This is a genomic window from Rhodococcus sp. IEGM1428, assembly GCF_050321865.1.
Taxonomy (GTDB): domain Bacteria; phylum Actinomycetota; class Actinomycetes; order Mycobacteriales; family Mycobacteriaceae; genus Rhodococcoides.
Genome location: NZ_JBNQFW010000004.1, coordinates 568148 through 588691, shown reverse-complemented (window position 1 = coordinate 588691; position 20544 = coordinate 568148). Strand labels below are relative to the sequence as shown.

Genomic DNA, 20544 nt, shown 5'->3' with positions numbered 1-20544 from the left:
GTGTGTCAGCTTCCGCCCATGGACTTACGGATCTCGTCGAGCTTCTTGCGGCCGGCTTCCTGACGGTCGTTCCACTGCTTGTCCAGATCCCGACCGGCCCGGGACTCCCGGTCCAACTCCTCCGCTCCGACGGCCGTTCCCGAGCGATGGTCCACTTTGTCGCGGACACCGTCCCAGGTGGGCACCCCGGATTCGGTGAAGCCGCCGACTGCGTCGCCCGTATACCCACCGCCTGCGCCGACGGGCATATCGTCGACCAATTCCGCATCGATGATGCCCGGCACCGTGCCGCCCAGCGGAGCCCCGGGCGGCGGATCTCCGAGCGGCTGATCGATCCGAGGCCTCGTGACCTGTGGAACGTCGACATCGGGCACCGTTCCCGGCGGCGCACCGCGATCGGGTCCAGCAGGTTCGGGCTCGACGGTGCCCAACTCCGCGGCCAATGCAGCGGCCGCAGCCGCTACCGGGGCCAGCCGCGGCCGACCGGCCACCGCCGCGAGGACGTCGTGCACAACCTGCAGATCGGACGCCGTGCCGTCTGCTCCGGATTCACTCATTCGTTGCTCCCGTCACCGTGGGCGTTCGTGACTCCACGCTACGGAACCGACGGTCCGGCCGCCGACAGATCAGCTACGAAGCTCGGCTCCGACGGCTTTGGCTGCGGCTTCGACCGCAGCATCGCGGGCAGCAGTGGCCTGATCCTCGGTCAACGTGCCGTCGGTTCCACGGAACCGCAACGCGAACGCCAGAGACTTGCGACCTTCGCCGACTTGTTCGCCCTCGTAGACGTCGAACAACCGGATCGATTCGAGCAGATCGCCGCCGCCGATCGTGAGCGCCGCCTCGACGGACGCAGCAGGCACGGAGGCATCGACCACTACGGCAACGTCCTGGAGCACCGCCGGATACGGCGACACCTCGGGGGCCGGGAGCGATTCGACAACAGGCAGAGCGCTCAGGCTCAGCTCCACAGCACACGTACGCGGCGGCAAACCTGCCCGCTCGAGGACCGCCGGGTGCAGTTCGCCTGCATATCCCACGACCTCGCCGTCGAGCAGTACCTCGGCACACCGACCGGGATGCCACGGAAGATGTTGGGCGGCACGAAGATCGACGTGAACGCCGGCCGCCTCGGCCACTGTGCGTACCGCAGCGAAAGCGTCGGCTGCATCGGCGGCGCGGCCCGGGCCCCACGGACCCGACAGCTCACGCTGACCGGTGAGCACCACGCCCACATGCACCGGCTGCGCCGGCAACGACCCTCGAAGCATGGCGATCTGGTCGTCGGTGGGACGACGATCCACCGGCAGCGCGTCCACCGCAGCAGTGGCATCGTGCCGAAGCACAACCTGGGCAATTCCGAACAGCGACACGTCACGCTGACCGCGGGCGATGTTTCGGCTCAGCATCTCGAGCAACCCCGGCAACACTGTGGTCGCGAGCTCGGGGCGATCGGCCTCGAGCGGATTGAGGACCGAGGTGGTGGCACGCCGTGGATCGTCCTTGTCCAGACCCCAGGTGTCGAAGACGCCCTTGGGCAGGAACACCGGGGGCAATACCTCGACGTATCCGGAGAACGCGAGCGCCTTGCCGACCGCTCGTCTGCGCTTCTGCTCAGCGGTGAGGCCACGACCGCCGGGGGCCGACGGCAGTACCGACGGGATCTTCTCGAGGCCCTCCAGTCGCAGCACCTCTTCCACCAGGTCGGCGCGTTGCACCAGGTCCGGTCGCCACGACGGCGGCGTCACGGTCAGTTGACCGTGCCCGGCATCGTCGACCGACACGTCGACTCTGCAGCCGATCTGCGTCAACCGTCGGGCAGCGGTTCCGTTGGGGTACTGCACGCCGGCAATTCGGTCGGGCAGATCGAAGTCCATCGTGACTGCCGGGTACTCGGCAGCCTCGCCGATGTCGGTCAACACCGGCTCGATCCGGCCACCGGCGATCTCGACCAGCAACTGTGCCGCACGATCGAGCGCTGCGACCGGAAGAGCAGAGTCCACGGTCCGTTCGAAACGCTTGCTCGCCTCACTGGACAGCTTGTGGCGGCGGCCCGTTCGGAACACCGCGAGCGGATCGAACGACGCTGCTTCGAGTACGACCTCGGTGGTCGCATCGTCCACTTCGGTGGACTCCCCGCCCATGACGCCGGCCAACGAGATGGCTCCCGACCCGTCGGCGATGACGACGTCCTCGGGATCGAGTGACCGCTCGACTCCGTCCAGTGTCGTCAGCTTCTCCCCCGCGTTCGCACGGCGGACGACGAGATCGCCGTTCAGCTTGGCCGCATCGAACGCGTGCAGCGGCTGGCCGAGCTCGTGGAGCACATAGTTGGTGACGTCGACAGCAGCCGAGATCGGGCGCACGCCGGCCAGAAGCAGGCGACGCTGCATCCACCACGGAGTGGTCGCCGTGGGATCGATGCCGACGATCTTGCGCAACGCGAATCGTGATGCGCCCGAGTTCGATTCGACGGTAACCGACCATGCATCACCGGTGACCTCGGTGGGCATCGTCCGTGCCGGGTCCACATAGGGCAAGTCGAAGCTGCACGCCAGCTCACGGGCCAGTCCGCGGACCGAGAAGGCGTAACCGCGATCCGGGGTCACGTTCAGCTCGATGACCGAGTCCTTCAGCCCCAGAACCTCTTTGGCGTCGTCACCCGGTGCGGCCGTGTCTGCAGGCAGCACCAGAATGCCGGAGTGGTCTCGGCCGAGTCCGAGCTCGAGCGTCGAGCAGATCATGCCGTTGGAATTGCGGCCGTACGTCTTGCGCGATGCGATGGCGAATCCGCCGGGCAGAACGCTGCCCGGCAGAGCGGCGACGATCAGGTCACCTTCGGCAAAATTTCGTGCACCACAGACGATTTCCTGTGGCTCGTCGGCCCCGACATCCACCAGGCAGAACCGAATCGGCTTCTTGAACTCGGTCAGTTCCTCGATCGAACTCACCCGGCCCACCACCAGTGGTCCGGTCACGTTGTCCAGCGATTCGAGTTCTTCGACCTCGAAACCGACCCGCACGAAACCGGCGTCGAGCTCCTCGGGCGAGACAGCCCAGTCGGGAGTCCCCGCGTGCAGGACCTCGGTCAGCCAGGATTGTGGGACTCGCACGTGTGCTCAGCTCTTTCTTGTATCCGAGAAGAAGTGGGGCGGGTGTGAAGCGGCGTCAGGCCCGAACACCGAAGGGCAGCGTGAATCTGATGTCGCCTTCGACGATGTCGCGCATGTCCGGGATGTCGTTGCGGAACTGAAGCGTGCGTTCGAGGCCCATTCCGAATGCGAATCCGGTGTACACCTCGGGGTCGATGCCGCTGGCCTGCAACACCTTCGGGTTGACCATCCCGCACCCACCCCACTCGACCCAACCGGCCCCGCCCTTCTTCTTGGGGAACCACACATCGACCTCGGCCGACGGCTCGGTGAACGGGAAGTAGTTCGGCCGCATCCGCGTGCGGGTGTCGTTGCCGAACAACGCTTTGGCGAACGCATCCAGCGTTCCACGCAGGTGCGCCATGGTCAGACCCTTGTCGATGGCGAGACCCTCCACCTGATGGAAGACCGGAGTGTGCGTCGTGTCGAGTTCGTCCGTGCGGAATGTCCGCCCCGGGCAGACCACGTAGATCGGGAGTTCACGGGAGAGCATCGACCGCACCTGCACCGGCGAGGTATGAGTGCGCAACACCTGTCGCGATCCCTCGGGCGCGATGTGGAACGTGTCCTGCATCGTGCGCGCCGGGTGGTCGGGCAGGAAGTTGAGCGCGTCGAAATTGAAATGTTCGGTCTCGACCTCGGGGCCTTCTTCGACCTCCCAGCCCATTCCGACGAACACGTCCGCAACCTGTTCGGCGATGATCGTGATCGGATGCCGAGCACCGACCGGAGCCCGTCCGGTCGGTAGCGTCACGTCGATGGTTTCAGCCACCAGGATTGCCGCGTCCCGCTCGGCCGAAAGAATGGCACGTCGCTCGTCGAAGGCCTTCTGCACCCGGTCGCGCGCTGCCTTGACGCGTTTGCCCGCGTCGGCCTTCTGCTCACCCGGTATAGATCCGAGTGCGCGCTGCGCCAGCGCCAACGGAGCCTTGCCCCCCACGTGGTCGATCTTGACCTTGGTCAAGGAATCGAGATTCGTTGCGTCGGCGAACGCCTGCTCCGCCGAGTCCACTGCGGATCCGAGCGCAGATTCCTCCAAAACGCTCGGATCTACCGGCTCGGGTCCGACATCTTTCTTCGCCACGACAGCTGCACTCCTCGAGTAATAGTCGGTGTCTGCACGAGGCAGACAGGTATCGATCCTAGGCGAGAGGTGCTCACGAGGTCTCGGAGCGTCGCTGGGCCCGGGCGCTCGCGTACAGGCAGATCGCTGCGGCAGTTGCCAAATTGAGGCTCTCGGCGCGGCCGTGGATCGGGATCCGGATGCGGTGATCGGCGTCGCGAGCCACCGACTCGGGCAGCCCGTGTGCCTCGTTGCCGAACAACCACGCGGTCGGCCGGCTGAGCAGTTCGTCGGCGTCGTCCAAGTCGACCTCACCGTCGGCGGCCGTCGCCACGATCGACAGACCCGCGCTGCGTAACGCCTCGATTCCGGATTCGATCGAACGTTCCCTAGCGATCGGGAGATGAAACACACTGCCCGCTGACGCGCGGACGCACTTGCCGTTGTGAGGATCCACCGAGTCACCCAGCAAGACAACCGAATCCGCTCCGGCGGCGTCTGCGACGCGGATGACCGTCCCTGCGTTGCCCGGCTCGGCGACCTCTACCGGTACCGCTACCAGACGCGGACCGTCGGCCAACGCACGACCGAGCGAGACGTCGACCAGTCCGGTGACCGCGACGAGCCCCTGCGGCGTGACGGTGTCGGACAGCGCTTTCGCGGCGCGGTCGGTGATCGGAAAGACTCGTGCGCCGCCGGCCTCGATGGACGAAATCAAGGCGTGGTGACGCTCGAAGGCATCCGAGGTGAAGAACAGCTCGCGGACCAGCCCGGACTTTGCGGCCTCGGAGACCGCATTGAACCCCTCGGCGAGGAATTGCCCGGTCTTCTTGCGTTCCGCGGCACGCGCGAGCTTGACGGCCGAAACGACCCGCGGTGTTCGCTCGGTCAGCGAATCCACGGGTCGTTTCGGAGTTGAATCGTCGTACGGCGACTCGCTCAGGCTGCTTCTCCGGCAGGAGCGTTGACATCGGCAGGCAGTGCAGCCTTGGCGATGGCGACCAGGCTTGCGAAAGCCGCGGCATCCGACACAGCGAGCTCGGCGAGGATCTTGCGATCGACCTCGACGCCCGCGGCCTTCAGGCCCTGGACGAAGCGGTTGTACGTGATGTCGTTGGCCCGTGCCGCAGCGTTGATACGCGTGATCCACAGCTTGCGGAAATCACCCTTGCGCGCGCGGCGGTCCCGGTACGCGTAGGTGAGCGAGTGGAGCTGCTGCTCCTTGGCCTTGGTGTACAGACGTGAGCGCTGTCCGCGGTAGCCCTTGGACGCTTCGAGAATCGAACGGCGCTTCTTCTGGGCGTTGACGGCCCTTTTTACGCGTGCCACTGGTGAATCCTGTCGATCTGGGGGTGTGTGAAAACCCCGAATGGTAAGGGATGAAGCCGACCGAGATCAGTCGGCGGCGGGCCGGATCAGATACCGAGAAGGCGCTTGATCCGCGGCACGTCGGCCTTCTTGACAACGGCGACACCATCGAGGCGACGAGTCACCTTGGTGGGCTTGTGCTCGAGCAGGTGGCGACGGCCGGCCTTCTGGCGCAGGATCTTGCCGCTGCCGGACACCTTGAATCGCTTCTTGGCACCACTGTGGGTCTTCTGCTTGGGCATGAAATCCTCTTCTTCTGTAATAGCTCTTCGGTGTTGCATGGCACAGCCGTACAGCGCAACGGAAAACCTGTGCACCGAAGCAGTTGTAGGGCTGTCTTACTGGTAGAGCACGAAGCTCAGTTGGTCTGCGCCGGAGTAGCCGGAGCTGCTGCGGCCGGTGCCTCGGCAGCCGGGGCTGCATCGGCGGGCTGTTCCGGCGCGGGAGCCGGTGCGCGTTGCGCGGGCGGTGCCGCTGCGCTCTCCTGTGCCTTGACGCGAGTCTTGGCACCCTTGTGCGGCGCCAACACCATCGTCATGTTGCGGCCGTCCTGCTTGGCCGAGGTCTCCACGAAGCCGAGCTCCGCGACGTCCGCGCCCAAACGCTGCAGCAGACGGAAACCGAGTTCGGGTCGCGACTGCTCGCGACCGCGGAACATGATGGTGACCTTGACCTTCGAGCCGGCTTCGAGGAAGCGAACGACGTTGCGCTTCTTGGTCTCGTAGTCGTGCGCGTCGATCTTGGGGCGAAGCTTCTGCTCCTTGATGACGGTGAGCGTCTGGTTCTTGCGCGATTCGCGCGCCTTCTGCGCAGCCTCGTACTTGAACTTCCCGTAGTCCATGATCTTGCAGACCGGCGGACGTGCGTCGGGAGCTACCTCGACAAGATCGAGGTCGGCTTCGAGAGCCAAGCGGAGTGCATCTTCAACACGCACGATCCCCACCTGTTCACCGCCCGGTCCGACAAGCCGGACCTCGGGAACTCGGATGCGATCGTTGATGCGGGTCTCAGTGCTGATGGGGCCTCCTAGGTAGTGCGGTGTGGTGTGTAACCCGACCGCCTGCCACTGGCACAGCCCGTTGCCGTCGATCCTCGACATTCCCGAGCAGCGATACGAACCGCTACAAAGAAAAAACCCCGCTCTCGGTGTGAACCGATAGCAGGGCCCGATGTCGACCGGTCGACCCGCACGACAACTGTCGTCGTACAGTCTCCTCACTGGGAGGAAGCACGCCGGAAACCTGTGAAGATCTCCATCGTGCGACCGGACCGGAAGTAGCTTGTTGAAGGCTACGTGCCGGTGGGAGTCGGGCTCCACTTGCTGCCTCCGTGCGGTGAACTCCATCGAGGAGCGCACGCCGAAGACGGTCGTCGAGTCACACTACCAGCAGATTCGACAAACCGACAATCGAGCCCGATTGCCCCCGAACTCGTCGGCACCCGATTCTCCCGGCCGCAGGCGGCGTGGGATTCTCGTAGGCATGACCAGCTCCCCCACTCCCGCCGATGGCGATCCCGCGGGTGTCGACCCAGTCGGCACCGAGCCCGAAGTCCGTGAACTCGCCGAGGTCCCCGCGGTCGAGGTCATCAGCCGCGCTGCGGTCATGCTGATGAGTTCCGCAGCCGAGAAGTTGGGACTCTCCGAGCCGGATCCCGCCGAGAGCCCCTACCTGGACCTCGACGAGGCACGACGTGTCATCACCGCACTGGCAGGCCTGGTCACCGCGTCGGTCGAGTACCTCGGCCCCCATGCCGGACCCATTCGCGATGGACTGCAAGCACTGCAGCGCGCATTCCGGGAAGCATCGGCCCACCCGGACGAGCCAGGAAAGGGCCCAGGCGAGAAGTACACCGGTCCGGTGCACTGAGCGAGAGCATCGACGACCACCCGAACACGAACGCCGCATCCGGTGCACTACCGGATGCGGCGTTCGTCGTTCGCGGGCGCTACCGGACTGCGGCGACCTTTCGCGGCCTGCGCTTCTTCGGGGCGGCTTTCACCGGCTGCGAGACAACCGACTCACGAGTGAGCGCTTCCTGCAGGAACTTACCCGTGTAGCTTTCCGGCACAGCCGCCACGGCCTCCGGATCACCCTGCGCCACAACCATTCCGCCACCGGAACCGCCCTCGGGCCCCATGTCGATCACCCAGTCGGAGACCTTGATGACATCGAGGTTGTGCTCGATGACGATCACGGTATTGCCCTTGTCCACCAAACCGTTCACCACGCCGAGCAGCTTCCGGATGTCCTCGAAGTGCAAGCCGGTGGTCGGCTCGTCGAGAATGTAGACGGTGCGGCCGGTGGACCGCTTCTGCAATTCAGCGGCCAGTTTGACGCGTTGCGCCTCACCACCGGACAAGGTGGTGGCCGGTTGACCGAGCCGCACGTATCCGAGACCGACCTCGACAAGTGTCTTGAGGTATCGATGGATCGAGGTGATGGCCTCGAAGAAGTCCGCGGCCTCCTCGATCGGCATGTCCAGAACCTCGGCGATGGTCTTGCCCTTGTAATGCACCTCGAGTGTCTCGCGGTTGTACCGCGCGCCCTCACAGACCTCGCACGGAACGTAGACGTCCGGGAGGAAGTTCATCTCGATCTTGAGAGTGCCGTCGCCCGAGCATGCCTCGCACCGACCGCCCTTGACGTTGAACGAGAACCGCCCGGGCTGGTAGCCGCGCACCTTGGCCTCGGTGGTGGCTGCGAACAACGTACGAATCTTGTCGAAGACCCCGGTGTAGGTTGCCGCGTTGGAGCGCGGCGTGCGTCCGATGGGCGACTGGTCGACCCGGACGAGTTTGTCGAGTTGGTCGAGTCCGTTGATCCGGGTGTGCCGACCGGGAACCTGGCGGGCACCGTTGAGCTTGTTGGCCATCACGGTCGCGAGGATGTCGTTGACAAGCGTGGATTTGCCCGAACCGGACACTCCGGTGACCGAGGTGAGCACCCCGAGGGGGAAGCTCACGTCGATACCGCGCAGATTGTGTTCGCGGGCACCCACGACGGTCACCAGACGCTTCTTGTCGACGACGCGGCGGGTGTCCGGCAGTGGAATCTCCATCCGCCCGGAAAGGTACGCGCCGGTCAGAGATTCCTCGTTGGTCAACAGGTCCTCGTACGAGCCGCTGTGCACGACGCGGCCGCCGTGCTCACCGGCCAACGGCCCGATGTCGACGATCCAGTCGGAGGTACGAATGGTGTCCTCGTCGTGCTCGACGACGATCAGCGTGTTTCCGAGGTCGCGGAGCCGGGTCAGCGTATCGATCAACCGACGGTTGTCTCGCTGGTGCAGACCGATCGAAGGCTCGTCCAACACATAGAGAACGCCGACGAGGCCCGATCCGATCTGGGTGGCGAGCCGGATTCGCTGGGCCTCTCCGCCGGACAGGGAGCCGGCCGTTCGAGCCAGTGAGAGGTATTCCAGGCCGACGTCGAGCAGGAAGCCGAGGCGCGCCTGCACCTCCTTGAGTACCTGGCCCGCGATCGCCTCCTCACGACGACCGAGGGTGAGGCTGTTCAGGAAGTTCGCGGTATCGGCGATCGACAGCTCGCACACCTCGGCGATCGACTTCGGACCGAAGTCGCCTGCCGCGATCGTGACCGACAAGATCTCGGGCCGCAACCTGGCACCGTTGCACGTGGGGCACGGCACATCGCGCATGTACCCGTCGTAGCGTTCCTTCATCTGCTCGGACTCGGTCTGCTCGAGACGACGATGCAGGAACGGCATCACTCCCTCGAACTCGGCGTAGTACGAGCGCGTACGGCCGTAACGGTTCTTGTACTTCACGTGCACCTGGTGGTCGCTGCCTTCGAGGACCGCTCGCTTGACCTTGGCGGGCAACTTGTTCCACGGTGCATTCAGATCGAACCCCATCGCGTCGGCGAGCCCGGACAGCAGGCGGCCGAAGTACTCCGATGTCTGGCCCATCGACCACGGTGCGATGGCTCCGTCGGCGAGGCTGAGATCGCCGTCGGGAACGACGAGCTCGGGATCGACCTCCTTGCGTACGCCGAGTCCGACGCAGTCGGGGCAGGCACCGTACGGCGAGTTGAACGAGAAGGATCGTGGCTCGAGATCGTCGATGGACAACGGGTGACCGTTGGGGCACGCGAGCTTCTCGGAGAACCGGCGTTCGCGGTCCGGAGCGTTCTCGTCGCGGTCGACGAAGTCCAGAACGACGATGCCGTCCGCAAGTCGAAGGGCGGTTTCGACCGAATCCGTCAACCTCTGCTTCGAGCTGGACTTGACGGTCAGGCGGTCGACGACGACCTCGATGTCGTGCTTTTCCTGCTTCTTGAGAACAGGAGGACTGGTGAGCTGGTGTACGACGCCGTCCACGCGCACACGGGAGTAACCCTGCGTGTTGAGAGAGTCGAACAGATCGACGAATTCACCCTTGCGGGTACGGACCACCGGAGCGAGGACCTGAAACTTCAGACCCTCCTCCATGTCCAGCACCTGATCGACGATCTGCTGCGGAGTCTGCTTCGCGATCTGTTCACCACACACCGGGCAGTGCGCCGTGCCGGCACGGGCGTACAGCAGCCGAAGGTAGTCGTAGACCTCGGTGATGGTGCCGACGGTCGACCGTGGATTGCGGTTGGTCGACTTCTGATCGATGGAGACCGCAGGCGAGAGCCCCTCGATGAAATCGACGTCCGGCTTGTCCATCTGGCCGAGGAACTGCCGCGCGTAGGCGGACAGCGACTCCACGTAGCGACGCTGACCTTCGGCGAAGATCGTGTCGAAGGCGAGGGACGACTTGCCCGAGCCGGACAGACCTGTGAACACGATCAGCGCATCACGAGGCAGGTCGATGTCGACTCCCCGCAGATTGTGCTCTCGTGCACCTCGCACTATCAGGCGATCCGCCACTGTGTTCCCTTCTTTCCGAACGAGCACGTCCAGTCGAGTCGCTGCTCGACGCAGCACTGCGCAACTGTCGAGTCGCGTGATGACGTGTGGTGCCGATGCACCGGTTACACGTCGTGTAACCGACGACCCCACGTCGAAAACCTGTCTTGGTGAGGGACGAACCTCACGCAGTAGCAATGGTAGATCCAGGCACCGACACACTTTTCCACGTGCACGACCCCGACGCCCCTCGTCCGGCCGCCGACGGTAGCGTCCTCGAAATGGACGAGCACCTCATGGTCATCGACGACAACTACACCGGCGTCGTCTCTCAGGGTTCGCAGCCGCAGCGGCGCACGATTCCCGGCGCGACGATCACGAAGATGTCGGTCGGCCCCATGGACAACAACACCTACTTGGTCGTCTGTTCCGCAACGGGTCATTCGGTGCTGATCGACGCCGCCAACGAGGCCGAACGCATTTCGCTGCTCATCGACGAGAACGCACCGACGCTCTCGCTCATCGTGACGACGCATCAGCACGCCGACCACTGGCAGGCGCTGGCGGACATCGCTGGTGGCACCGAGTCACCGACGGCCGCTCACGCACTCGATGCCGAGCCGCTGCCCGTCGCTCCGGACCGCCTGCTGGCCGATCGGGACACGGTGACGGTGGGCGAGCTCACGTTCGACGTGGTGCACCTGACCGGACACACCCCCGGTTCCATCGCACTCGCGCTGACCGATACGGACGGCACCCGCACCCATCTCTTCACCGGAGATTCACTCTTCCCCGGGGGCGTCGGAAAAACTGGAAGCCCGGAGGACTTCACCCACCTTCTCGACGACGTGACGGCAAAGTTGTTCGACCGTTTCGGCGACGACACCGTGGTCTACCCGGGCCACGGAAAGGACACCACACTCGGTGCCGAGCGCCCTCACCTGGCCGAATGGCGAGAACGGGGCTGGTGACGATCGGCGCGCTTGAGACCGTCGAACACGGGGTATGAATAGTGTGACAAAAGGACGCACCCCGGTAGGTTTCCCCGACCGCTGTGCGATGTCCTAACGCCGATGACACGAGAAACTACGCAGGAGGCTGTCAATGCTGGTCCGCCGTATCGCCCGTCCGTTGATGTCTACGATCTTCATCGCCGGGGGCGTCGACGCACTCCGTAACCCCAGTGGCAAGGCAAAGGTTGCCGCTCCGCTGATCGAGCAGGGCAAGGACGCGCTGCCGAACGAGGTCACCGCAAATGTGCCCGAGGACCCGGAGACGCTGGTTCGCATCAACGGCGGCATTCAGGTTGCGGGCGGCATTCTGTTGGCGACCGGCAAGGCACCACGCATCGCATCGATCGCACTGGCCGGAAGCCTCGTTCCGACGACGCTGGCGGGTCACGCCTTCTGGAACGAGACCGACCCGGAGACCAAGGCTGCGCAGCGCATCCACTTCTTCAAGAACCTGAGCCTCCTCGGCGGACTGCTCATCGCGGCCGTCGACACCGAGGGCAAGCCGTCCGTCGCATGGCGCAGCAAGCGGGCAGCACGCCGCGCGCAGGATACCGTCGTCTCGGCACTGCCGGGGCACTCCACCCACGAGACCGGTGAGCGCGTCAAGGAAATCGCAGCCGTCGCCGCGAGCCGCAGCGCCGATCTCGCCGAGGCTGCCCAGCCGAAGCTGGCCAAGTTCGCCGACGCCGCCCAGCCCAAGTTGGCCAAGCTCGCGGACATCGCTACCGATAAGGGCTCGGAGTTGGCCGAGGTTGCTCAGCCGGCACTGAGCCGCTGGGCTCATATCGCAGCCGACAAGGGCTCCGAACTGGCCGAGGAAGCACAGAAGCGCGGGTCCAAGCTCGCCGAACTCGCCGCCGACCGCGGCAGCGACTTGGCCGACGAGGCCCAGAAGCGCGGATCCAAGCTCGCCGACAAGGCAGCGCACCGCGGAACCGACCTGGCCGAACTCGCGCAGAAGCGTGGGTCGAAGCTCGTCGACGTAGCTGCGGATCGTCGCGTCGAACTGGCCGACGTAGCGCAGAAGCGGGCATCCAAGCTCGCCGATCTGGCCGCTGAGAAGGGCTCCGTCCTCGCCGACGAGGCTCAGAAGCGCGGAGTCACGTGGGCCGATCTGGCGTCCGATCGCGTGGAGACACTCGGCAAGCGCGCTCGCAAGCGCGCCGAGAAGCAGAGCAAGGAGCTGGAGAAGGTCACCGAGCAGGCCCGCGCCAAGCTCGAGAAGCGAGTCGCCAAGGCTCAGAAGAATCTGGACAAGAAGATTCAGCAGTACGCCAAGTAGTCCTCGCGGACACAACGAGCGCACGCTCGTGCACAGCGGCCCTGCCCCGGAACTCGAGGTTCTGCGGCAGGGCCGTTGTGCGGCGTAGACTGCTCTGGCTGATTTCGAGGCGATATCTTCGCCTCGGCCGAATCCCCGAGGAGACCCTTTGCCGGACGACGGCCACACATCGAGCGGTTCCGACATACCGATCGAAGAAGACCTCGAGCAAGCGCATCTGACGAGGCTGTACACGCAGCTCGACGCGCTGCGCGAATACGCGGCGAACCGATTGCGGGCCGTGCTGTTGGAGACCGGTGGAACACCACAGGCCCGAAGCGAACGCGAATCGTTCAACCAGATGTACACCGAGGACATCGCCAAGTACGACGCCGCAGAGAACGGACTGTGCTTCGGACGTATCGACCTCGATCCGGATTCTCTCGACCCCAAGGTCGACGATCGTCCCGAACGCTACATCGGCCGCGTCGGAATCCTCGACGACAAAAACGACTACGAAACACTGCTGCTGGACTGGCGAGCACCGATGGCCCGGCCGTTCTATCTGGCGACACCGGCCGCACCGGAAAACGTGTTGCGGCGCAGGCACATTCGTACCCGCGGCCGCCGCGTGACGTCGATCGCCGACGAATTCCTGGATCTGAACTCGGCTCGATCGTCGAGCGATGCTGCCGTCGCAGGCGGCGTCGCAAGCGAAGGTGCGCTGCTCTCGGCGCTGGATGCTGCGCGTACCGGCCAGATGAACGACATCGTCGAAACGATCCAGAGCGAACAGGACGCGATCATCCGGTCGCAGCATCGCAGTGTGCTGGTCGTTCAAGGCGGACCGGGCACCGGCAAGACGGCCGTCGCGTTGCACCGCGCCGCGTATCTGCTCTATACCTACCGCCAGCAGCTGGGTAAGAGCGGCGTGCTCATCATCGGACCCAACGCCACGTTCCTCGACTACATCGGACAGGTGCTGCCCTCGCTCGGCGAAACCGGTGTGCTGTTGTCCACGATCGGCGACCTCTACCCGGGAATCCGTGCGCAACGAGAGGATTCGGCCCTGGCCACCGAGGTCAAGGGCAGACTGTCGATGGTCGACGTGCTGACCCGAGCGGTACGCGACCGGCAGGAAGTTCCCGCGCAACCGAGGCGGCTGAAATTCGACACCTACGACATCACGCTCGACCGCAAGATCGTCACCCGAGCTCGAGGACGCGCTCGCTCGTCGCGGCGACCGCACAACCTCGCTCGGCCACTGTTCGTGTCCTCGGTGATCGATCAACTGGCCAACCAACTGGCAGCGAAGCTGGGCCAGAACCTGGTCGACGGATCCAGCCTGCTCAGCGCCGACGATATCGCGGACATGCGCGACGAGATGCGCGAAGACCATGACGTCATGGCCGCTGTCGACGAGCTGTGGCCGGATCTGTCTCCCCAACAGGTTCTCCACGACCTGTTTGCTTCGCCCGAGAAGATCGCCTCGGCCGCACCGGAACTGGATGCGGAAGAGCGCGACTCGCTGAGCCGTCGGGGCCGGGGTTTCTCCGCCGCCGACGCTCCCCTGCTCGACGAGCTGGCCGAGTTGCTCGGCGTGGACGATGCGGCCGAACGTGAGCAGGCACAACGTCAGTGGCGCGGCCAGATCGCCGACGCCCAGGGCGCACTGGACATCCTGACCGGTTCGGCACCACAGGACCTCGAGGACGAACTCGATCCGGAGATCCTGATGGCCTACGACTTGATCGACGCCGATCAGCTTGCGCGACGGCAGAATTCGGGTCAACGCCTCACCACCGCCGAACGGGCAGCCGGCGACCGGACCTGGACATACGGGCACGTTATCGTCGACGAGGCTCAGGAACTGTCGACCATGGCGTGGCGAATGGTGATGCGGCGCATACCGAATCGGTGGATGACCCTGGTGGGCGATACTGCGCAGACCGGCGATCCCGCCGGAACGTCCTCCTGGAGTTCGGTACTCGAACCGTATGTGGCACAGCGCTGGAAGCGGACCGAACTGACGGTCAACTACCGGACGCCGTCGGAGATCATGGTGGTGGCGCACGACGTGCTGGCCGCGATCGATCCGGAGCAGTCCGAGCCCCGGTCCATCCGCAGCACCGGCGTGACACCGTGGGCGCTACAGGTGCTGGAGGCGGACCTGTTCACCGCAGTGGAGAAGCGGGTCGCAGAGCACCCACGACCTGGACTGAGCGCAGTGCTCGTTCCAGCCGGACGCGTCTCCGACTTCCGACATCTGGCTTCGGACGTGGTGACCGTGTCGTCGGTCAAGGACGCGAAAGGGCTCGAGTTCGACTCGGTTCTCATCGTCGAGCCGAGTGCCATCGTGGCCGAGTCGCCGAAGGGAATGAACGACCTCTACGTGGCACTCACCCGAGCCACCCAGCGACTCGGCGTGGTGCACGTCGACCCGCTACCGAAGGAACTCTCGGCGCTGCAGCCGTTCGAGCCGGAAGCCTAGAGACCTGCACACACCAACGGCCCGCTCCGTCGATTCGATGGAGCGGGCCGGAAGGCGTGCGCAGGGTGAAATCAGCGGACGGTATGCACGATCAGGACATCGCAGGTGGACTTGCGAGCAGCGTCCGACGGAACCGAACCCAACAGGCGGCCGGTCAACGAGTTCAGGCCGCGGTTGCCGACGACGAGCAGATCGCCCTTCACCTCGTCCACGAGTGCCAGCAGCGACTCGACGGGAGCACCGACGATCGCCTTCTCCTCGATGTTCTTCGCACCGGCCTTGGTGGCATGCTCGCGCGCAGTGCGCAGAATTTCACGCGTCGGTGCCGATCCGGTGATCTGGTAGGCGTCCTCGCGCAATGCGTCGGCGGCAGCGGACGTGTCCTTGGGATCGGCCGGGTAGTACGCGCAGGCGATCACCAGGGTGGCATCGGCGTCTCCCGCCAGAGCCGCGGCCTTCTCCACTGCCCGCAGTGACGATTCGGAGCCATCGGTCCCGACGACGACGGTGCGGTAGGCGCTCATTCATTCCTCCATTTGTCGGTCACACACAGATGTGACACTTCTGGTCGATCTCGATTGGTGCATGTCACAGGACCGAATGACGTGGTCCGGAGACTGATTCGCTGACATTAGCCGGAACCGGCCGATCGGCACGTGAACTTGGGGAACAACACGATCCGCGCCACTCACATACATTGGTTTGCATGCCGATTCCCCGCCCGCCACTGTCGAGACGGGCCATGACTGTCGGTGCCGCTGTGATTGCAGTTCTAGCGGTAGCCGCTCTCGCATTCGTACTCCTCCCCCAGGATTCGAGCGCCGACACATCCACTCGTGATGCGCGCATCACGCTACCGGACAGCCCCGACTCGACGGGCACCGTCGACATCGACGCGCGGCTCTACGCCCCGGCTGTCACACCCGCGCCGACGGTGCTCCTCGCCCACGGTTTCGGCGGCAGCAAGGACTCGGTCGACGGTGAGGCACGCGACCTCGCGGCTCGCGGGTACACCGTCCTCGCCTACAGCGCACGCGGGTTCGGCGACAGTACGGGTTCGATCTCGATCAACGACCCCGATCGCGAGGTCGCCGACGCTCGCGGACTCATCGACTGGCTCGCCGAACAACCGGAGGTGGAACTCGACGCTCCCGGCGACCCGCACATAGGAGTCGCCGGTGGTTCGTACGGCGGCGCGCTGGCACTGAGTGCAGGCGGCACCGACCCCCGCATCGATTCCATCGCCGCCGCGATCACCTGGAACGACCTGGGTCAGGCCCTGTTCCCCAACTACGGCGTCACCTCGACCGAGGGCCGAGAAGCCCTCGGCGACACGACCACTCCCGCCGCGGCGGAGTACGGCGGACCCGGCGTGCTCAAGCGTGGCTGGGCGGGTGTGTTCTTCGGAGCGGGCGCATCGAGCACGCCGCCCGGCGACGACGGTGATGCAGGGGCCGAAACATCGGGGACCGGCGAGGGCGCGTCTGCATGCGGCAGGTTCTCACCCGAGTTCTGCGACGCCTACGCCCAATCCGCGGTGACAGGGATCCCCAGCCAACAGCTCCTCGATCTGCTGACCGCACACTCACCCGTCGCGGTGGCGTCGAACATCACCGCACCGACTCTGCTGGTGCAGGGCACCCAGGACACACTGTTCGGCCTGGATCAGGCCGACGCGACGGCGCGTCAGATCGCGGCGGCCGGTGGGAACGTCACCGTGCGATGGTTCGACGGCGGCCACGACGCCGGCGGAACGGACGGCACGAGCGATCGGGCCATCGCCGACTTCTTCGACACGACGTTGCGTGACAACGACACTGCCACCGGTGGCCAGCCGTTCGTCTACTCCACTCAGCGGGCAGCCGACGAACGCGGCGGCGACCGCAACCGCCGGATGACCGCTCCCGACTACCCGGGACTGGCGGCCGACTCCGACGCCACCCGGACCGAATCCGTCACGTTCACTCCCAAGGCGGAGAACCAGTCGATCATTCGTCCGCCCGGAGCGTCGCCGTCGGCGATCTCGTCGGTACCCGGTTTGGGCTCGGTGCTCTCGACTCTCGGATCGACCGGGGCCGGAGCAGCCCTGACCGCGGACCTGCCGGGCCAGTCGGCAACGTTCACCAGCGATCCCGTCGATTCGTCCGTGACGATCACCGGTGCATCTCGAGTGAACCTACGGGTGGCGTCACTGGCATCACCGGGTCAAGCCGTTCTGTTCGCGAAGCTCTACGACGTTGCACCGAACGGCACGAGAACGCTTCCCGGCGGTGCGGTCTCGGCGATCCGCCTCCCCGACACCGAGGGCATCGATCCCGTCGATGTCACCGTCGCGCTGCCTGGCATCAGCTACACCGTCCAGCAGGGTCATCACCTCGAACTGAGCATTTCCACCACGGATCAGGCCTACGCCGTTCCGCTCGAACCGGCCCAGTTCAGCGTGGCCATGACCGACAACACCATTGCGTTGCCCACCGTCCCCGCAGAGGAGAGCGCCAGCAGCACCGTTCCGGTGGGACCGCTGATCGGCATCGGGGTCGTCCTGCTCGCGGTCGCTGGTGCGATCGTGGCCGGAGTCGTGCGGACCAGACGCCGCGCGGTCGCCGAAGTGGACGAGAGTCTGATCGACACTCCGCTGGTGATCACCGATCTGGCCAAGACGTACTCCAACGGCTTCCGCGCGGTCGACGGCGTGAGCTTCGAGGTGAAGCAGGGCCAGGTTCTGGGTCTCCTCGGGCCCAACGGTGCCGGAAAGACCACCACCCTGCGGATGCTGATGGGCCTGATCACTCCCACCGGCGGTGACATCCGCGTCTTCGGCCACAAGGTGACGCCGGGCGCGCCGGTGCTGTCCAGACTCGGCTCGTTCGTCGAGGGATCAGGATTCCTTCCCCACCTGACCGGAACTCAGAACCTACGGTTGTACTGGGAGGCAACCGGGCGGCCGATCGAGGACGCCCACCTGGAAGAGGCACTGGAGATCGCCGACCTCGGCGCCGCAATCGAACGCAAGGTCAAGTCGTACAGCCAAGGCATGCGGCAGCGGCTGGCCATCGCCCAGGCCATGCTGGGGCTGCCGGATCTGATGGTTCTGGACGAACCGACCAACGGACTCGACCCACCACAGATCAGGACGATGCGCGACGTGCTGATCAACTACGCGAAGACCGGGAGAACGGTGTTGGTGTCGAGCCATCTACTCGCCGAGGTCGAACAGACCTGTACGCATGTGGTCGTCATGAATCGCGGATCGGTGATCAGTTCCGGCACGGTGCGCGAACTGACCGCAGCGGGCGGGCAAACGGAGATCAGGGTCGACGACGCCACCCGCGCGCGGTCGGTGCTCGACGCCTCCGGCCACGACGGCGCGGTGATCGTCGACGACGGAACGGTCACCGTCGACCTGACCGACGCCGACTCCGCCGTAGTCATCAGGGAACTCGTCACCGCGGGCGTCTCGGTGCGCGGCTTCTCCCAATCGACCCGCCTCGAGGATGTGTTCCTCGACCTCGTCCACCGAGACACCCCCGGGTCCGACACCAGCAAGGATCGCTCATGAGCACCGCACACGCCGACGGGCGCGCCGCCGGTTACACCGGCGGCAGTACCTTGCCCTTCCGTACCGAGTTACGCAGGCAGCTGGGACGCCGTCGCACTCAGTTGGCCATCGGATTTCTTGCCCTGCTCCCGGTGATTCTTGCGATCGCCTTCACCGTCGGCAGCTCGAGTGCCGACTCGGACGCCGGTGGACTGATCGAACTCGGTACTCGCGGAGGCATGAACTTCACGGTCTTCGCTCTGTTCATGTCCGTGGGGTTCCTGCTGATCGTCGTGGTGGCGCTGTTCTTCGGCGACTCGGTGGCAAGCGAAGCTTCGTGGTCGAGTCTGCGGTACCTCCTGGCCATCCCGGTTCCCCGGAGTCGACTGCTGACGCAGAAGGCATTGGTGTCGGCCACGTTGTCGAGTGCGGCGATCGTCGTGCTCGTCGGCGTTTCGCTGTTGATCGGCACCGTGATGTACGGCGCAGAGTCTCTCATCACCCCACTGGGTGAGGGTCTGTCGTACGGAACCTCGCTGGTGCGGCTACTGATAGCAGTCGCCTACATCGGCATCAACCTGCTGTGGGTGGCCGGCCTGGCGATGCTGCTGTCGGTGCTCACCGACGCCCCGCTCGGGGCCGTCGGCGGCGCGGTGATGACGTCGATTCTGATGCAGATTCTCGATCAGATCACCGCACTGGGATCACTTCGCAACTATCTTCCCGGGCACTACGCCAATTCGTGGATCGATGCGTTCGGAACGAGCATCGACTGGAACGACATGGTGGTGGGATCGTTCTCGGCCATCACGTACGCGGCCGTGTTCGGGTCGATCGCGTGGCGACGTTTCGCGACCAAGGACATCACCAGCTGAGGCGGCCTACTTCTTCTTGATCGCCGGTCCGAAGACGCCCTCGGGAATGACGCCCTGACCGACGATCGACTCACGCCACGGCGTCGCGAGCGAGACCAGCCGAGCTGCACCGTCCTCGCCGAGGGCGGCCCACGGCGCAACAGCGAGGTCGTTGGTGATGTCCTCGACCAACGTGCGGAGATCTTTGCCGTCCTGAGTCAGGGCACCGTCGGACGAGAGCAGTTCTCGGTCGGCCAAAGATGCGACCGCGCCGTCCCACTGCTCGGTCGACCAACCGCGACGCTTGCGCGCGAACTCCTTCTCGAAGCCGTAGCCGGTGGCGGTGTGGGTGATCAGCGCTTCGAGGCCGCTCAGGCCCGCCGTCTGCAGCGCCGCAATGTGACCGTCGCCGCGGTATTCGCGGATCAGGGTCAGGGCATGCCACAGCACCAGATGCGGCGCAGTGGGCCAGTCGAGCTCGGCGTACGCGGCGTACAGGGGTCGACCGTCGTCGCCGGGGATTCCACGGGCTGCGATCGATGCCAGGTCGGCAGCCTCGGCCATGTCCGCGGACGTCAGAACCTCGGGGCCGAGCAGTCGGCCGAAGGCAGCGTCGAGAGTCGCGTACCGGATGGCCATGATCTCGTCGGGTGACGCGATGTCCCAGGCGGCCGGGATCAGCGGTGCCACCAGTTCACGGTTGAAGTTGTAGAACGTGGCGGTGACGACACCTGCGCCGACCCGTCCCAGAGGCGCTGCCCGACCCGCGAAATAGCACGCCCGCGGCGGCAACCCCGCCGCGACCAGAGCATCCTGTGTCTCCGGTAGGAAGTAGGTCATCGAGTGAATCAGTTCGAGCGCGCGAGAGGTGCGGCCGGCGGTGGTTGCGTCCATCGCTGAACCGTATCGCGACGCTTACGGCTCATTCCGCAGGCTCCACTCGCGTC

16 protein-coding genes are annotated in these 20544 nt (G+C 65.3%); 6 read left to right on the top strand and 10 right to left on the bottom strand.

The features are described from left to right. Nucleotides 1-5: 5 nt before the first annotated feature. From ACQR3T_RS21005 to infC, 7 genes are all read right to left on the bottom strand, one after another. Nucleotides 6-557 (bottom strand): hypothetical protein, encoded by a 552-nt coding sequence (locus tag ACQR3T_RS21005; RefSeq protein WP_037177616.1) that lies wholly within the window; start codon nt 555-557, stop codon nt 6-8. 69 nt (nt 558-626) lie between these two features. Then, nucleotides 627-3113 (bottom strand): phenylalanine--tRNA ligase subunit beta, encoded by a 2487-nt coding sequence (gene pheT / locus ACQR3T_RS21000; RefSeq protein WP_428694701.1) that lies wholly within the window; start codon nt 3111-3113, stop codon nt 627-629. Nucleotides 3114-3168: 55 nt separating this feature from the next. Further along, nucleotides 3169-4236 carry a phenylalanine--tRNA ligase subunit alpha gene (gene pheS / locus ACQR3T_RS20995; RefSeq protein ID WP_428694700.1) on the bottom strand — a complete coding sequence of 356 codons (1068 nt, stop codon included), beginning with the start codon at nt 4234-4236 and terminating at the stop codon, nt 3169-3171. A 73-nt stretch (nt 4237-4309) separates the two neighbouring features. Beyond that, nucleotides 4310-5116 carry a TrmH family RNA methyltransferase gene (locus tag ACQR3T_RS20990; RefSeq protein WP_037177608.1) on the bottom strand — a complete coding sequence of 269 codons (807 nt, stop codon included), beginning with the start codon at nt 5114-5116 and terminating at the stop codon, nt 4310-4312. A gap of 38 nt (nt 5117-5154) precedes the next feature. Beyond that, the gene (rplT, locus tag ACQR3T_RS20985; RefSeq protein WP_032378959.1) at nt 5155-5544 is read right to left on the bottom strand and encodes a 50S ribosomal protein L20; all 390 of its coding nucleotides are present in this window, start codon (nt 5542-5544) and stop codon (nt 5155-5157) included. An 86-nt stretch (nt 5545-5630) separates the two neighbouring features. After that, complete coding sequence (gene rpmI / locus ACQR3T_RS20980; protein WP_008715923.1) at nt 5631-5825, bottom strand: 50S ribosomal protein L35; 195 nt, start codon at nt 5823-5825, stop codon at nt 5631-5633. 116 nt (nt 5826-5941) lie between these two features. Then, a complete protein-coding gene (gene infC / locus ACQR3T_RS20975; RefSeq protein ID WP_052058412.1) occupies nt 5942-6682 on the bottom strand; it encodes a translation initiation factor IF-3 in 741 nt (246 codons plus the stop codon). 382 nt (nt 6683-7064) lie between these two features. Between infC and ACQR3T_RS20970 the strand changes: the two genes are divergently transcribed. Further along, nucleotides 7065-7451, top strand: a complete 387-nt coding sequence (locus tag ACQR3T_RS20970) for a DUF1844 domain-containing protein (protein WP_032404077.1) — start codon at nt 7065-7067, stop codon at nt 7449-7451. A 79-nt stretch (nt 7452-7530) separates the two neighbouring features. Here ACQR3T_RS20970 and uvrA read toward each other — a convergent pair whose 3' ends face one another. Next, nucleotides 7531-10461 carry an excinuclease ABC subunit UvrA gene (uvrA, locus tag ACQR3T_RS20965; RefSeq protein ID WP_032379507.1) on the bottom strand — a complete coding sequence of 977 codons (2931 nt, stop codon included), beginning with the start codon at nt 10459-10461 and terminating at the stop codon, nt 7531-7533. Between the two features lie 260 nt (nt 10462-10721). On the opposite strand from uvrA, the gene ACQR3T_RS20960 reads away from it, so the two are divergent. The 3 genes from ACQR3T_RS20960 to ACQR3T_RS20950 all read left to right on the top strand — a co-directional run bounded on the left by ACQR3T_RS20960 (nt 10722) and on the right by ACQR3T_RS20950 (nt 15205). Further along, nucleotides 10722-11411 (top strand): MBL fold metallo-hydrolase, encoded by a 690-nt coding sequence (locus tag ACQR3T_RS20960; protein WP_032404076.1) that lies wholly within the window; start codon nt 10722-10724, stop codon nt 11409-11411. A gap of 133 nt (nt 11412-11544) precedes the next feature. Next, nucleotides 11545-12735 (top strand): DoxX family membrane protein, encoded by a 1191-nt coding sequence (locus tag ACQR3T_RS20955; protein ID WP_428694699.1) that lies wholly within the window; start codon nt 11545-11547, stop codon nt 12733-12735. Nucleotides 12736-12883: 148 nt separating this feature from the next. Beyond that, the gene (locus ACQR3T_RS20950; RefSeq protein WP_428694698.1) at nt 12884-15205 is read left to right on the top strand and encodes a HelD family protein; all 2322 of its coding nucleotides are present in this window, start codon (nt 12884-12886) and stop codon (nt 15203-15205) included. 71 nt (nt 15206-15276) lie between these two features. On the opposite strand, the gene ACQR3T_RS20945 is transcribed toward ACQR3T_RS20950, so the two are convergent. Next, nucleotides 15277-15729, bottom strand: coding sequence for a universal stress protein (locus ACQR3T_RS20945; RefSeq protein ID WP_032378962.1), 453 nt, complete (start codon nt 15727-15729; stop codon nt 15277-15279). Between the two features lie 182 nt (nt 15730-15911). On the opposite strand from ACQR3T_RS20945, the gene ACQR3T_RS20940 reads away from it, so the two are divergent. After that, nucleotides 15912-18764 carry an alpha/beta fold hydrolase gene (locus ACQR3T_RS20940; protein WP_428694697.1) on the top strand — a complete coding sequence of 951 codons (2853 nt, stop codon included), beginning with the start codon at nt 15912-15914 and terminating at the stop codon, nt 18762-18764. Further along, entirely contained in the window at nt 18761-19618 is an 858-nt protein-coding gene (locus ACQR3T_RS20935) for an ABC transporter permease (protein ID WP_037177595.1), read from the top strand. Before ACQR3T_RS20940 ends, ACQR3T_RS20935 begins: the two co-directional genes overlap by 4 nt. A 6-nt stretch (nt 19619-19624) precedes the next feature. Here the strand turns inward: ACQR3T_RS20935 and ACQR3T_RS20930 are convergent, their stop codons facing one another. Next, a complete protein-coding gene (locus ACQR3T_RS20930; RefSeq protein ID WP_428694696.1) occupies nt 19625-20491 on the bottom strand; it encodes an SCO6745 family protein in 867 nt (288 codons plus the stop codon). Between the last annotated feature and the right edge of the window lie 53 nt (nt 20492-20544).